Consider the following 14663-nt stretch of genomic DNA (forward strand, 5'->3'; position numbering starts at 1 on the left):
GCTTGCGCTCAAACAACTCGAGGGCCTTGAGGCGACGCTGCAGCATCCACTCAGGCTCGCCCTTGAGATTGGAGATATCGGTCACCACCTCCGGCGAAATCCCGCGGCGGGCGGAGGCACCAGCAGCATCGGAGTCGGACCACCCGAACTCGTAGACACCGAGCCCCGCAAGTTCGGGGCGGTCAAGAAGGACGTCAGACATATTTACCTCTTCTGCCACCCCGGCAACCCGGATATTAGTCCGGTCATCCCGAGCCGGACTCCGTGAGGACACCGGCTGAGAACGAGTTGTGAGGACGGCTCAGGTGCGCACCGCTGAGAGATCAAAGACAATCAGGGCCACGCCGTGCTGCGTCGCGGTCATCTGGACCGCGCGCATAAAAAAAACGGGAACACTTCACCCTAGGCTTCAGGGTTTCATCTGGCTACACTTCGGCTCGTTTTGGCGGGTCACCGGCAGGTCGTCGAGGGGTCGTCGGGGAGGCGCGGGCACGCAACGGATGCCGGCGGCAGTCTCCGGGGTTCGCAGAACGGCCGCGGGAGCTTAGAGTGTCTGAATACTCGCGCAGGCGAAACGCTCAAGCGGAGCGGTCCCGACGCGTCCATGCAGCGTGAAGTCCGAGGAGTCTCATGACCGACACCATTGCCCCCATCGCACCGGCCCACGGCGTCGGCCTGACTGACGCTGCCGCGCTGAAGGTGCGCAGCCTGCTTAGCCAGGAGGGTCGCGAAGACCTGAACCTGCGCGTAGCCGTGCAGCCCGGAGGCTGCTCCGGCCTGATCTACCAGCTCTACTTCGACGAGCGCATTCTCGAGGGCGACGTCGTCGTGGACTTCGACGGCGTCGGGGTCGTGCTCGACAAGATGAGTGTGCCGTACCTCGAGGGTGCCTCGATCGACTTCGAGGACACCATCGCGAAGCAGGGCTTCACGATCGACAACCCGAACGCCGGCAGCAGCTGCGCCTGCGGCGACTCCTTCAGCTAGAGTCGCCGCGGCCGTCAGCGCTGGGGCTGCCCCGGTGTCAGCGGGCGCCGACGACCATCCACTTCGCCGCCCGGGCGCGCAGCCCGAGCGTCACCCCGCGTGCGCCGAGGTAGCCGAACGCGAACGCCGCCATCAGCCAGGCCAGTCCCGCTGGTCCCGACGGCGCCAGCAGCAGCACCGCGACGGCCAGCGGCACGAACGCGGCCAGGTTCACCAATCCGGTCAGGGCCAGGTAGCGCGCGTCGCCGGCACCGATCAGCACTCCGTCGAGCACAAAGACCACCCCGCCGAGCGGAACGGATAGCCCGAGCACGATCAGGGCCGCCGGCAGCAGGTCGCTGACCTCGGTCGCGTTCGTGAACAGTCGGCCGAGCACGCCGCTCGCGGCGATCACCAGCAGCCCGAGCGCGGACCCGCTGAGCACGCCCCATTCGAGGCAGCGCCTGAGCACCGCGCGCACCTCGGCCAGGTTGCCGGCGCCGAGGCCCCGGCCCACCAGCGCCTGTGCCGCGATCGCCAGGGCGTCAAGGGCGAACGCGAGCGTGGCAAACAGGGTCATCGCGATCTGGAAGGCGGCCAGCTCGGGAGAACCGAGGCTCGTGGCCACGAAAACCGCGAGCAACATGGCCGCACGCAGGCTCACCGTGCGCAGGAACAGCCAGCCGCCGGATGCCGCGCCCCGCAACATCCCGACCCGATGCGGGCGCAGCGGCGCACTCTCGCGGCGGGCGTGGCGGCCGACGACGGCAAGGTAGACCGCGACCATCGCCCACTGTGCCACAACCGTGCCGAGGGCGGATCCGACGATGCCGAGTCCCAGGCCGTAGATGAACACCGCATTCAGCAGGATGTTGACCGAGAACCCGATCCCGGCCACCCACAGCGGGGTGCGGGTGTCCTGCAGCCCGCGGAGCAGCCCGGTCGCCGCGAAGACGAGCAGCATGGCAGGCAGTCCGAACATCGATGGGCCCAAGTAGCTGACGGCCGCGGCGGTGACGGCGGGCTCGGCGCCGAACGCGCCGACGAGCAGGGGGGTGGCGAACCAGCCCGCAATCGCGAGCAGCACACCGAGGCCGAGGGCCAGCCAGAGTCCGTCGATGCCGACGGCGACCGCACGGCGGCGGTCACCGGCCCCCAGCCAGCGGGCCACCGCGGGCGTGGTGCTGTAGGCCAGGAAGACCATCAGGCCGATGATCGTTTGCAGCACGGCGCCGGCCAGGCCGAGTCCGGCCAGCGGAACGGCGCCGAGGTGCCCGACCATGGCGGAGTCGGCGAGCAGGAAGAGCGGTTCGGCGATGAGCGCGCCGACGGCGGGGATGGCGAGGCGCAGGATCTCGCGGTCGATGGGCTGCGGGCGGAGCACGGTGATGGTGATGCCAAAACTCTAGTTCAGCCCCTCCGCACCCGGTGTCCGCTTCCGGTGGTCGAGCCTGTCGAGACCCGGCGAGCCAATCTCCGCGCTGCCAGACAAGACTTCGAAACTAGTGCAATAAAGTGTCCATAATAAGTGACAGACTCTCGACTACCTGTATGACATCAGGTACCCTCGTAACATGACGAACCTCGCGGATGACCTCAGGCGGGCGGCCGACGCCGTCGCCCTGCTGGGCTCCTCGATCAGGCCGGCATCACCGCCCGGGAGAAGTAGGCCCACGACGACCGCTACCTGCGGGTCTACCGGCTGAGCAACGGCAACGTGCGCCTGAACGGGCTCTTCGCCCCCGAAGACGGCGAGTTCGTGCTCTCCACCTTCGACTCCATCACCAGCCCCCGCCGCGGCGGAGTGCGCTTCGTCGACCCGGAACGCGCCGCCTGGGCCCAAAAAATGCAGGACGACCCGCGCAGCACCGAGCAGATCAACGCGGACTCCCTCGTGCAGCTGCTCACAATCGCCGGCGAAGCCGACCCCGGCCGGGTCTTCGGCGGACGCCGCCCGGCGGTGCGCGTGATCGTGACCGAGAAAGCCCTCACAGCCGAACCCGCCGAGCCGGGTCCCGCCGAACCCGCCGCTCACGGGCAGATCGAAGGCAACCCGGTCCCCATCTCGCAGGAAACCATCGACCGGTTGCTCTGCGACACCGGCACCCGCGGCACCAAGTTCGACGACATCGGCCAAATCATCAACGTCGGCCGTGACGAACGACTCTTCACCGAGAAACAACGCGCCGCGATGGGAGTGCGCGACGGCGGATGCCGGTGGGTCGACTGCGACCGATCACCAGCCTGGACCGAAGCCCACCACATCAACGAATGGCTCACCGACAGCGGAGACACCAACCTCGCCGAAGAAGTACTGCTCTGCCACCCGCACCACCTGCTGCTGCACAACCAGCACTGGAAGATCACCCGCACCGGAACGCAACACTGGCTGCGGCCACCGGTGGAGAACGATCCGGAGCAGACACTGATCGCGCTGCCGAGCAATGCGGTGGGGCTGTAGCTCCGGGTCTCGGCGCGCTCGACCAGCGGGCCGGGAGGTCCACCGCCATCCGTGTGCACACCCGATAGGTCTCTACCAGCTCGGCCACTGTCACAGCGAATAGGGTGGAGGCATGACTGACCAGGGGACCGCATCCGGAATCGACCGCGACGAACTTGACCTCGAGGTGCGTCCGCAGGACGACCTCTTCCGCCATGTGAACGGCAAGTGGATCGCCCGCAGCGAGATCCCGGCCGACAAGGCCCGCTGGGGCTCGTTCTACCTGCTCGCCGAGGAATCGGAGAAGGCCGTCCGGGAAATCATCCTCGAAGCCCAGACCGCCGCCCCCGGCACCGAGGAGCGCAAATTCGGCGACCTCTATGCCAGCTTCCTGGACGAGGACCGCGTCGAAGAGCTCGGAGCGACCCCGCTCGCGGCCGATCTCGCCATCGTCGACGCCGTCACCTCCATCCCCGAGCTGCTCGGCACCCTCGGCCGCCTCGAGCGCGCGGGCGTGCCCGGCGCCTTCGGTCTCTTCGTCGACAACGATCCGGGGGACCCCGAGCGCTACCTCGTCTTCGTCGAGCAGGGCGGGCTCGGCCTCCCCGACGAGTCCTACTACCGCGACGAGAAGTTCGCCGCGATCCGGGAGGCCTACCAGGCGTTCCTGACCCGGATGTTCGGCCTCGTCGGCACCCCGGATGCCGCCGGTCGCGCCGAGCGCGTGTTCCTTCTCGAAGCCGAGCTCGCCACTCACCACTGGGACAAGGTGCGCTCGCGCGACAGCGAGAAGACCTACAACCTCAAGACCTGGGGTCAGGTCACCGCGTTGGCCGCCGGCGCCGACCTGCACCTTTGGCTTGACGGGCTCGACGGCCCGGCCGGTGCTCTCGACGAGGTTGTCGTGCGCCAGCCCAGCTTCGTGACCGGTCTGGCGGAGATGCTCACCGAGGACCAGCTCGAGGGCTGGAAGGACTGGCTACGGTGGCAGATCATCCGTTCCAGCGCCGCGTTCCTGTCGAGCGATTTCGTCGAGTCCAGCTTTGACTTCTACGGTCGCACCCTGACCGGCACTCCCCAGTTGCGCGAGCGCTGGAAGCGTGGCGTCTCGCTCGTCGAGGGGGCGCTCGGCGAGGCCGTCGGGCGCATCTACGTCGAGCGGCACTTCAAGCCCAGCGCGAAGGCGAGCATGGACATACTCGTGGCCAACCTGGTCGAGGCCTACCGCCGGAGCATCACCGAACTCGACTGGATGACCGCGGAGACGCGCGCCCGTGCGCTCGACAAGCTCGAGAAGTTCACCCCCAAGATCGGCTACCCGGTCAAGTGGCGGGACTACTCGACCCTTTCGGTCGACCCGGCCGACCTGATCAAGAACGTGCGCGCCACGAGCGAGTTCGAGTTTCAGCGGGAATTGGGCAAGATCGGCAACCCGCTCGACCGCGACGAGTGGTTCATGACCCCGCAGACGATCAACGCGTACTACAACCCGGGCTTCAACGAAATCGTCTTCCCGGCCGCCATCCTGCAGCCGCCGTTCTTCGACGATGCCCGCGATTCCGCCGCCAACTACGGCGCGATCGGCGCCGTCATCGGGCACGAGATCGGCCACGGCTTCGACGACCAGGGCTCGAAATACGACGGCACCGGGCTACTCACCGATTGGTGGACCGAAGATGACCGCACGGCCTTCGAAGAACGCACCGGCTCCCTGATCGAGCAGTTCAACGCGCTCGCCCCGCATCAGGTTCCCGACCACCACGTGAACGGCGCACTCACCATCGGCGAGAATATCGGCGACCTCGGCGGGCTCTCCATCGCTTGGAAGGCCTACGTGATCTCGCTGGACGGCCAGGCGCCGCCCGTGATCGACGGACTCACCGGCACCCAGCGCTTCTTCCTCTCCTGGGCACAGGCCTGGCAGCTCAAGATGCGTGACGAGGAGGCCGTCCGCCTGCTCTCGATCGACCCGCACTCGCCCAACGAATTCCGCTGCAACCAGATCGTGCGCAACATCGACGAGTTCTATACGGCGTTCGGCGTCACCCCGGACGACGCTCTCTGGCTGGACCCGGAAAAGCGCGTTACGATCTGGTGACCTCAGCGCGACCGTAAGCCCGTGTCACCGGGGTCGAGCAGCCCGAATCTACGTAAGGACCTGCCCACTGTGGCCATGCCATCCCAGGACTCAGAGCGCCGGTCTCGCCATTCCTCGGCGCGCCGCGGCAGGCACGGCGGCGTGGACGCCACGGCGAACTTCGGCCGCGGGTTCCAGGCGCTCGGTGACCTCGCGGTCGACGGGGTGCAGGTGTCGGCCCGCGCCACCGATTTGGTCACCGGCCGGGTGCTGTTCTCCGTGGACGACCACGTGGTCATGCCCACCGCCGGCATCGGCACGGTGCTTCTGCTGATCGAGGTCGCCGCCCGGCTCCGCGACGCCGACTTCGGCGCGTACACGATCCTCGATCGCACCGTGTCCGATTCGGTCGCCGGATCCGGCCTCTGGCAGCACCTGCAGGCTCCCTCGCTGCCGATCGCCGACCTCGCTGCGCTGATCGGTGCCATCAACGACAACCTGGCCACCAATGTGCTGCTCCGCGCAGTCGGCCTGGACGCGGTGCGGTCCCGCGCCGAGCAGCTCGGACTCAGCCGCACCGCCCTGCTCGACCTTGTGCGCGACCGGCGCGGTCCCGATGACGCGCCTCAGCTCTCGGTCGGCAGCGCCAAGGAGCTCACCTGGCTGTTCACGGCGCTGGCCCGGGGGGAGGTCGTCGATGCGGAGGCGAGTGAGCGCGTGCTCGGCTGGCTGTCGCTCGGCGCCGACCTGTCCATGGTCGCCAGCGCGTTCGGGCTCGACCCGCTCGCGCATCGGTCCGGAGATCACGGCCTCCTGCTGGTCAACAAGACCGGAACGGATGCCGGCGTGCGCAGTGAGATCGGCATTCTGCGCGGCCCGCGCGCCGGGGTGACCTACATGGTCTCTATGTCCTTCGCGGACACCCGCCTCTCGTCCCGGCTCGCGGTGCTCGACGGGATGCGCGCGGTCGGCCTCGACCTGCTTGAATACGTGCACTGACCGGCGCCGCCGGTGAAAACAGGAAAACAGGGCTGCCCCCGCGAAGGAATCCTTCGCGGGGGCAGCCCTGGGCGATGGTGGCGCACCCGCTCAGCAGCACCGACCCTGGGGGTTGATGTCCTGGCGGTCGGTCTGGTCGCGCCAGAATTCGCGTTCCGTCATCATCACTGGTCCGGAGCAGGCGGCGGCATCCGGGTCATGAATCGATTCGTCGTGGGCCTCATGGTGGGCCTTGTACTTGTCGTAGGCGTCTTCACCCATGACCCCCCTCATGAACCAGGCGAAGCTCTTCGCGCCGTGGCGAACACTGGCGAGCAGATTCATCGGCGGGTCGTCCTCCCTGCCTTGTCCAGCTTGGCCTGGGCGATCTGGGTGTCCCAGCGTGCGGCCAGCTTCTTCTCTTCCGGAGTGGCTACGAAGCCGGACGGGGCGAACATCTGCGACGCCACCGCGTCATCCTCGGCGGTGCCGAAGCTGCGGGTCTTGTAGGACTTCCAGGTGGCTTGCACGGCGGTGACCATCACGATGATGGCCAGCACGACGAACAGGATCGAAAGGACGCCCTGCACCATCGTGTTGCGCACGACCGCCTCCATCGCCTCCACGGTCTTCGCCGTGCCGAAGCTGGTGAGTCCCTCATCCAGAGCGTTGGAGAACGCTCGATTCTGGGCGAAGTAGCCCACGGCGGGAACGGTCGAGAAGATCTTCAGGAACGACGCGTAGATGGTCACGACGGCGGCGAAGGTCAGCGGCAGCGCCACAACCCAGAGGTACGTGAACAGCCCTCGCTTGGCCACGATCGCCAGGCAGACGGCCAGGGCGATGGCCGCCAGCAGCTGGTTCGCGATTCCGAACAGCGGGAACAGGGTGTTGATGCCACCGAGCGGGTCGGTGACGCCCATCACGAGCACGGCACCCCAGGCGGCGACCATGATCCCGGTCGTGACCCAGGCGCCCGGGCGCCAGGAGGTGTTCTTGAACTTCGGGAAGAAGTTGCCGAGGCTGTCCTGCAACATGAACCGGGCCACGCGGGTTCCGGCATCGACGGCGGTCAGGATGAACAGCGCCTCGAACATGATGGCGAAGTGGTACCAGAACGCCATCATCCCCGAGCCGCCCACAAGCTGGTGCATGATGTTGGCGAGGCCGACCGACAGGGTCGGGGCGCCGCCGGTGCGGGACACGATGGTCTCCTCGCCCACGTTCTTCGCGGTCTCGGTGAGCATCTCGGGAGTCAGGTTGACACCGGTCAGTCCGAGGCTGTTCACGAATGTGACAGCACCCTCAACAGTGCCGCCGGTCAGGGCCGGCGAGGAGTTCATGGCGAAGTAGATGCCGCGGTCGATCGACAGCGCGGCGACGAGCGCCATGATGGCGACGAATGATTCCATCAGCATTCCGCCGTAACCGATGAACCGGGTCTGGCGTTCCTTCTCGATCAGCTTCGGTGTCGTGCCGGAGGCGATCAGGGCGTGAAAGCCGGACAGGGCGCCGCAGGCGATGGTGACGAAGAGGAACGGGAAGAGCGAGCCGCTCACCACGGGGCCGCCGCCGTTCACGAACTCGCTGGCGGCCGGGGCTGAGATCTCGGGGCGGACGATGATGATGGCGATTGCCAGCATCCCGATCGTGCCGATTTTCATGAAGGTGGACAGGTAGTCCCGGGGGGCCAGGAGCAGCCAGACCGGAAGGATGGCGGCCACGAAGCCGTAGACGATGATGCCGATCGCGAGGGGCAGCGGTTCAATGGCGAAGAAGGTCGAGCCCCACTCGGTGTCCGCGATCATGCCACCACCGATGATGGCGGCCAGCAGCAGGATGAAGCCGATGATCGAGACCTCGGTGACCCGGCCCGGGCGGAAGAAGCGCAGGTAGACGCCCATGAACAGGGCGATCGGAATGGTCATCGAGACCGAGAAGACGCCCCAGGGGCTGTCCGCGAGGGCGTTGACGACGACGAGGGCGAGGATGGCCACGATGATGACCATGATCGCCAGAGTCGCGACGAGGGCGGCCGTGCCGCCCACCTTGCCGAGCTCGTCCCGGGCCATCTGACCCAGGGAGCGTCCGCCGCGGCGCATTGAAAAGAACAGCACCATGTAGTCCTGCACCGCGCCGGCAAGCACGACACCGACGATGATCCAGATCGTGCCGGGCAGGTAGCCCATCTGGGCGGCCAGCACGGGGCCGACGAGCGGTCCGGCGCCGGCGATCGCGGCGAAGTGGTGACCGAAGAGAACCCGGCGGTCCGTGGCCGCGAAGTCTTTGCCATCGGCCTTGTACTCGGCCGGCGTCGCGCGCCGGTCATCGGGGTGCAGCAGGTGCTTCTGGATGTAGTTGGAGTAGAAACGGTAACCGATCAGGTACGTGCAGACGGCGGCGAAGACGAACCAGATGGCGTTGACGGTCTCGCCGCGAACGACGGCGAGCATCACCCAGCTCAGCCCGCCGAGCAGCGAGATGCCGCCCCAGATCCCGATCTTCAGGGGGGTCCAGTGGGCTTCCTCGGCGTCGTGGGTGGTCTGGTCGAGAGCAACGGGCAACAGGAGGGGATCCCGGTCCAGCTCCTCACCCCGTTTGGCTGAATCGTGTGGCGTTCGGGGCTTGGTGCCCATGATCTCTCCTTTGAGGTACCCGCAAGGACTGCGGAAATCCTTAGCAAGGCTAACAGCTTGGCGGCACCTTCCGGACGGACGCCTAAAATGGACGGAGCGCCGGGCGGCTTCTGCCTGTCCTGTGTGCTTTCCAGATCCCCCGCCCTCTCGACCATTGGAGCCCCGTGGCCGCCCTCTCCCGCCTCGATTCCGTCATCGCCCTTGCCCGCCACCGCGGGTTCGTGTTCCAGGCCGGTGAAATCTACGGTGGGTCCCGGTCTGCCTGGGACTATGGGCCGCTGGGCGTGGAGCTCAAGGAGAACATCAAGAAGCAGTGGTGGCGCTTCATGGTCACCAGCCGCGACAACGTGGTGGGCCTCGACTCCTCGGTGATCCTTCCCCGCAAGGTGTGGGAGGCATCCGGTCACGTCGAGGTCTTCAGCGACCCGCTGGTCGAGTGCACGAGCTGCCACAAGCGCTTCCGCGCAGACCACCTCGAGGAGGAATTCGAGGAGAAGAAGGGCCGCCCGCCCGAGGGCGGCATCGACGGCATCCCCTGCCCGAACTGCGGAAACCGTCATATTTGGACCGAACCGCGCGCTTTCTCCGGCCTGCTCAAGACCTACCTCGGCCCGGTCGACGACGAGGCCGGCATGCACTACCTGCGCCCCGAGACCGCGCAGGGCATCTTCGTGAACTTCGCCAACGTGCTGCAGGCTGCTCGCATGAAGCCGCCGTTCGGCATCGGCCAGATCGGCAAGAGCTTCCGCAACGAGATCACCCCGGGAAATTTCATCTTCCGTACCCGCGAGTTCGAGCAGATGGAGATGGAATTCTTCGTCGAGCCGGGCACGGATGAGACGTGGCACCAGTACTGGATCGACCAGCGCCTGAAGTGGTATACCGGCCTCGGCATCAACGTCGACAACCTGCGCCTGTTCGAACACCCGGCCGAGAAGCTCTCGCACTATTCCAAGCGCACCGTGGACATCGAGTACCGCTTCGGTTTCAGCGGCAGCGAATTCGGCGAGCTCGAGGGTGTTGCCAACCGAACCGACTTCGACCTCAGGACGCACGCGGAGGCATCCGGCAAGGATCTGTCCTACTTCGACCAGACGAAGAATGAGCGCTGGGTTCCCTACGTGATCGAGCCGGCGGCCGGACTGACCCGCTCTCTGATGGCGTTCCTGGTAGACGCGTACCACGAGGAGGAAGTGCCCAACGCGAAAGGCGGCGTCGACAAGCGCACCGTGCTGAAACTCGACCCGCGCCTGGCGCCGATCAAGGTCGCCGTGCTGCCGTTGTCCCGCAACGAGGCGCTCTCGCCGATGGCCAAGTCCCTCGCGGCGCGGCTGCGCGAGTCCTGGAACGTGGACTTCGACGACGCCGGCGCCATCGGCCGCCGCTACCGCCGCCAGGACGAGATCGGCACCCCGTACTGCGTCACGGTCGACTTCGACTCGCTCGAGGACCAGGCCGTCACCGTGCGTGACCGCGACACCATGGCGCAGGAGCGCGTGCCGCTCGACAAGCTCGACGCCTACCTGGCCGAGCGCCTCCGCGGCGCATAGCTGAGTCCGCCGGCCGCGCGCTTTCGGCTGGGGCCGGGGGTACCGCTGGCGGTACCGGTGGGGTGCTGGGGCCGGGGGATACCGGTGGCGGTGCCGGTGCCGGTGGGGTGCTAACTCAGGAGAAGTCCCGCGGGCGAGCTTCGGCGGTCCCGGAACGGCGGCACCGCGGCGACCGGACACACCGGTTTTCCTGAGTTGGCCCCACAGGTGGAGGGAGACGGATACCTAGCGAGCCGCCACCGCCGCCGCACGAGTTCAGGGGCGGGCGAGCTCGATCAGGGTAACGCCGCCCGGCGCGGCCGGGTCGCTCATGGCGGCGAGGGCGGCGGGCGCCTCGGCCAGGCTGAGGCGGCGGCCGATCAGGTCCTGCGGGCGCAGCCGGCCGGAGGTGACCAGGGCCAGCAGGGCCGGATAGTCGCCCGCGGGCATCCCGTGGCTGCCCATCACGGTCAGTTCGCGGGCGGTGACGTCGCCGAGCGGAAGCCGTGGGTCTTCCGCCAGCAATCCGATCTGGACGTGACGTCCCCGGGTTGCCAGTGAACGGATGGCGATGCCCACCGTGCTCTCCCGGCCGAGCGCCTCGACGCTGACCTGCGCACCCGCACCCGCATCCGTGCCCCTGCCCGTCACCGAGCGGATCCGCGCCACCACCTCATCGTTCGAGAGCCCGGCGGAGTCCACCGTGAAGGTCGCGCCCACTCGCGCGGCCGTCTCACGGGCCGCGGCACTGATGTCCACGGCGATCACGGTCGCACCGAGCGCCGCGCCGATCATGACCGCGGAGAGACCGACGCCGCCGCAGCCGACCACGACGAGGGTCTCGCCCGCCTGCAACCGGGCCTGATGCACGAGTCCGCGATAGGAGGTGGCGAAGCGGCAGCCGAGCAGCGCGGCGGCACCGGCATCCAGTCCCACGGGAATCGCGATCAGGTTGATGTCGGCGTTGTGCAGGGCCACCCGCTCCGCATAGGAGCCCCAGTGGGTGAAGCCGGGCTGGGTCTGGTTGCGGCAGACCTGGCCGTTGCCGTCCCGGCACTCCGGGCAGTCGCCGCAGGCGCAGACGAACGGCACGGTGACGCGCTGGCCCACGGCGAAGCGGCGCACCTCGGGCCCCACGGCGTCGATCACGCCGACGAGCTCGTGGCCCGGAACGTGCGGCAGGGCGATGCCGGCGTCGTGCCCGAGCCAGCCGTGCCAGTCGCTGCGACAGAGGCCGGTGGCCTCCACTCGCACGACGACCCCGGACGCGGACGGCACCGGGTCAGGAACCTCCCGCAGCTCGGGTACGGCACCGAACGCGTCGAACCAGACGGCTCTCACCCGCGGATCCCGGCCGTGCTGTGCACGCTCGCACTGTGCAGGCTCGCACTGTGTGCGCTCGCACCGTGCGGGGCCAGGCCGCCCACCGTCAGGATGCCACGGGGCCGATATCGGCGACCGTGGCCGCGGTCCCGGCGGCGGGCAGCTCAACCTGGATGCCGAACAGGGCATCGAGTCCGGTCAGGAATGCGGCCTGCTCGCCCGCTCGGGCCAGCTCGCGGGATCGCACCATCGGGGTGTGCAGAAGCACGCCGGCCAAGTGGCGCAGGGCCGCCTCGGTCTGCTCGCTGTTGTCGCCGCGGTTGCGCGCCCGTTCGATCTCACCGTCGAGGAGGTCGAAGACGTAGCTACGAAGGGCCACGACGGCCGGGGCGAGGCTCTGCTCCTCGGCAACCGCGGAGAACTTGCGGGCGGCGCGGCCCACGAGCAGTCGGGCGTCGCTGGTGGCGTTGAGCTCCTCGAGCGGCGCGTGGATGCGGATGGTCTCGAGGTCGAGCAGCTCGACGCCGGCCAGGTCGGTGACGTCCGGGTCGACGTTGCGCGGCAGGCCCAGGTCGATGATGAGCCGGCGCGGGATCTCGGTCGGGGCATCCGTCATCGGGCAGGAGGGCAGTGTGCGCGCTTCGGCGGCCGGGAGCTGCAGGGAGAGTGCGCGGCCCGAGTGGAGCAGGGCCGCGTCGATCACGTGGGTGTCGGCGGTCGTGCAGGTGAGGATCAGGTCGGCCTCGGCGGCTTCGATGGCGAACGCCGACTCGGCGACGGCGGTGATCTGATGCGAGGTGGCGAACTTCTGGGCGCGGCCCGAGGGGGAGTACACCCGCACGTCCTCGGCGCCGAGGTCCCGCAGCGCGGCGAGGGAAGCCCCCGCGTAACGGCCCGTGCCGACCAGGAGCACGCGGGTCTGGGCCCAGTCCGTGATGCGGCTTTCGGCCAGTTCGAGGGCCAGGCGCACGAGTGAACGCCCCGCGGCTCCGATGCCGGTGCGGTTCTTGACGCCCCGCGAGGTCTGCGACGCACGCTGGAAGAGGCGTTCGAGTTCGGGGCTGGTGGTGCGGGAGAGCCGGGCCTGCTCGAGGGAGCGGCGCACCTGGCCGGCGATTTCGCCCTCGCCGACGACCACCGATTCGAGGCCGCTCGTCACGGCGAAGAGGTGCTCGGCGACGCCGCTGCCGTGCACCAGGTCCAGGGTGTTCCGCAGAACGTCGACGGCCACGCCGGTGCTCGCACTGACGCCGTCGATGGCGGCGTGCACGGCCGAAAGTGGGGAGGAGCCGAGCGGTTCGTCGAGGTCGAGGTAGGCCTCGAACCGGTTGCAGGTGGCCACGACCACGGCACCGACCAGGGCCGGGTGCCGCTCGAGAATGCCACCCGCCGTGTCGTTCGCACCGACAGACAATTTCTCCAGCACGTCGAAGCTGGAGTTCTTATGGCTGGCGGACAGGCAGATCAACACCAGACGAGTCTACGACCTGTGGCTGAGGGCCCGAATCGCCCGCGTGTCGGAAGTTTGACAGAATCAAGATAATGAACCTCGACGCGCAACACCCACTCGCAACCGGACTTACAGCCGATTCACGTCTCATCCGCGCCTACCAGGGCACCAGGCCAGACGTCACCCCCGTCTGGTTCATGCGCCAGGCTGGCCGTTCGCTGCCCGAATATCGCTCGCTGCGGGTCGGTACGCGCATGCTCGACGCCTGCCTCGACCCGGAGATGGCGAGCGAAATCACGCTGCAGCCGGTGCGCCGCCACAACGTCGACGCCGGCATCCTCTTCAGCGACATCGTCATTCCGCTCAAGCTCGTGGGCGTCGACGTCGAGATCGTCGCAGGCACCGGCCCCGTCCTCGGCACGGCCGTGCGCACGGCGAAGGATGTCGCGGAGCTCACTGCTCTCGACCCTGCCGTGCTTGAGGGGAACCTCGCCCCGATCACCGCGGCGGTCGCGCGCACAGTCGCCGAGCTCGGCTCGACGCCGCTGATCGGATTCGCCGGGGCCCCGTTCACGCTGGCGGCCTATCTCGTGGAGGGCGGTCCGTCGAAGGACCACATCAACGCTCGCACGCTCATGCATGCGGACCCCGACGCCTGGGCCACCCTGATGGAGTGGACGGCCGAGGTCACCGGACGATTCCTGCGCGCGCAGGTTCTGGCCGGCGCCAGCGCCGCCCAGCTATTCGACTCCTGGGCCGGCGCGCTCTCGCTGGCCGACTACACGCGCTTCGTCGCTCCTGCCTCCACCGCGGCGATCGCCCACGTGCGCGACCTCACCTATGGCGAGGGCGCCGCGGGCACAGATGCCGAGGGCGTCGCATCCGTGCGCCGCAACGTGCCCGTTGTGCACTTCGGAGTGGGCACGGGCGAGCTGCTCAGGGAGATGCACGGGGTGGGCGCCGACGTCGTCGGAGTCGACTACCGGGTGCCGCTCGATGAAGCCAACCGTCGCCTCGGCGGACTGGTCCCGGTGCAGGGCAACGTCGATCCGGCGCTCCTCGCGGCACCGTGGCCGGTGCTCGAAGCGCATGTCCTCGACGTGCTCGAGCGTGGGCGCACGGCACCGTCCCACGTGCTGAACCTGGGCCACGGCGTTCCGCCGATGACCGACCCGAACGTGCTGACTCGCCTGGTGGCCTTCGTGCACGAGGTCACCGCAGTCTCCGCCGGCCCGGCCGCCGCCGGCCCGGCCGCCGCCGGCCC

At 68.3% G+C, this 14663-nt stretch carries 11 protein-coding genes and 1 pseudogene; 6 read left to right on the plus strand and 6 right to left on the minus strand.

The window, feature by feature from the left end; all coding sequences use genetic code 11:
• Positions 1-202 (minus strand): annotated as a pseudogene (locus tag E3T25_RS00005) (Fe-S cluster assembly protein SufB); the annotation flags it as partial.
• A gap of 428 nt (positions 203-630) precedes the next feature.
• Here E3T25_RS00005 and erpA point away from each other — a divergent pair.
• Entirely contained in the window at positions 631-987 is a 357-nt protein-coding gene (erpA, locus tag E3T25_RS00010; protein WP_104099952.1) for an iron-sulfur cluster insertion protein ErpA, read from the plus strand.
• Positions 988-1024: 37 nt separating this feature from the next.
• Here the strand turns inward: erpA and E3T25_RS00015 are convergent, their stop codons facing one another.
• Positions 1025-2356, minus strand: a complete 1332-nt coding sequence (locus E3T25_RS00015; RefSeq protein ID WP_233191240.1) for an MATE family efflux transporter — start codon at positions 2354-2356, stop codon at positions 1025-1027.
• 297 nt (positions 2357-2653) lie between these two features.
• Here E3T25_RS00015 and E3T25_RS00020 point away from each other — a divergent pair, with 297 nt between their 5' ends.
• The 3 genes from E3T25_RS00020 to E3T25_RS00030 all read left to right on the plus strand — a co-directional run bounded on the left by E3T25_RS00020 (position 2654) and on the right by E3T25_RS00030 (position 6482).
• Positions 2654-3427, plus strand: a complete 774-nt coding sequence (locus tag E3T25_RS00020) for a DUF222 domain-containing protein (RefSeq protein WP_134371425.1) — start codon at positions 2654-2656, stop codon at positions 3425-3427.
• A 112-nt stretch (positions 3428-3539) separates the two neighbouring features.
• Positions 3540-5504, plus strand: a complete 1965-nt coding sequence (locus E3T25_RS00025; protein WP_134371427.1) for a M13 family metallopeptidase — start codon at positions 3540-3542, stop codon at positions 5502-5504.
• Between the two features lie 69 nt (positions 5505-5573).
• Entirely contained in the window at positions 5574-6482 is a 909-nt protein-coding gene (locus E3T25_RS00030) for a serine hydrolase (protein ID WP_134342521.1), read from the plus strand.
• 90 nt (positions 6483-6572) lie between these two features.
• Here E3T25_RS00030 and E3T25_RS00035 read toward each other — a convergent pair whose 3' ends face one another.
• Positions 6573-6806: a YbdD/YjiX family protein gene (locus E3T25_RS00035; RefSeq protein ID WP_104099947.1), complete on the minus strand. Its 234-nt coding sequence runs from the start codon at positions 6804-6806 to the stop codon at positions 6573-6575.
• Positions 6803-9097 (minus strand): carbon starvation CstA family protein, encoded by a 2295-nt coding sequence (locus E3T25_RS00040; RefSeq protein ID WP_134371429.1) that lies wholly within the window; start codon positions 9095-9097, stop codon positions 6803-6805. The genes E3T25_RS00035 and E3T25_RS00040 overlap by 4 nt, the downstream gene beginning before the upstream one ends.
• 164 nt (positions 9098-9261) lie before the next feature.
• On the opposite strand from E3T25_RS00040, the gene E3T25_RS00045 reads away from it, so the two are divergent.
• Positions 9262-10647: a glycine--tRNA ligase gene (locus tag E3T25_RS00045; protein WP_104099945.1), complete on the plus strand. Its 1386-nt coding sequence runs from the start codon at positions 9262-9264 to the stop codon at positions 10645-10647.
• Positions 10648-10902: 255 nt separating this feature from the next.
• Here E3T25_RS00045 and E3T25_RS00050 read toward each other — a convergent pair whose 3' ends face one another.
• Positions 10903-11967: an alcohol dehydrogenase catalytic domain-containing protein gene (locus E3T25_RS00050; RefSeq protein ID WP_134371431.1), complete on the minus strand. Its 1065-nt coding sequence runs from the start codon at positions 11965-11967 to the stop codon at positions 10903-10905.
• 88 nt (positions 11968-12055) lie between these two features.
• Positions 12056-13420 carry a glutamyl-tRNA reductase gene (locus tag E3T25_RS00055; protein WP_104099943.1) on the minus strand — a complete coding sequence of 455 codons (1365 nt, stop codon included), beginning with the start codon at positions 13418-13420 and terminating at the stop codon, positions 12056-12058.
• Between the two features lie 71 nt (positions 13421-13491).
• Between E3T25_RS00055 and hemE the strand changes: the two genes are divergently transcribed.
• Positions 13492-14663 (plus strand): uroporphyrinogen decarboxylase (gene hemE / locus E3T25_RS00060; protein WP_134371433.1); only part of this gene is annotated, 1172 nt, incomplete at its 3' end.

This window comes from Cryobacterium sandaracinum (genome assembly GCF_004403415.1).
In the GTDB taxonomy this organism is placed as follows: Bacteria; Actinomycetota; Actinomycetes; order Actinomycetales; family Microbacteriaceae; genus Cryobacterium; species Cryobacterium sandaracinum.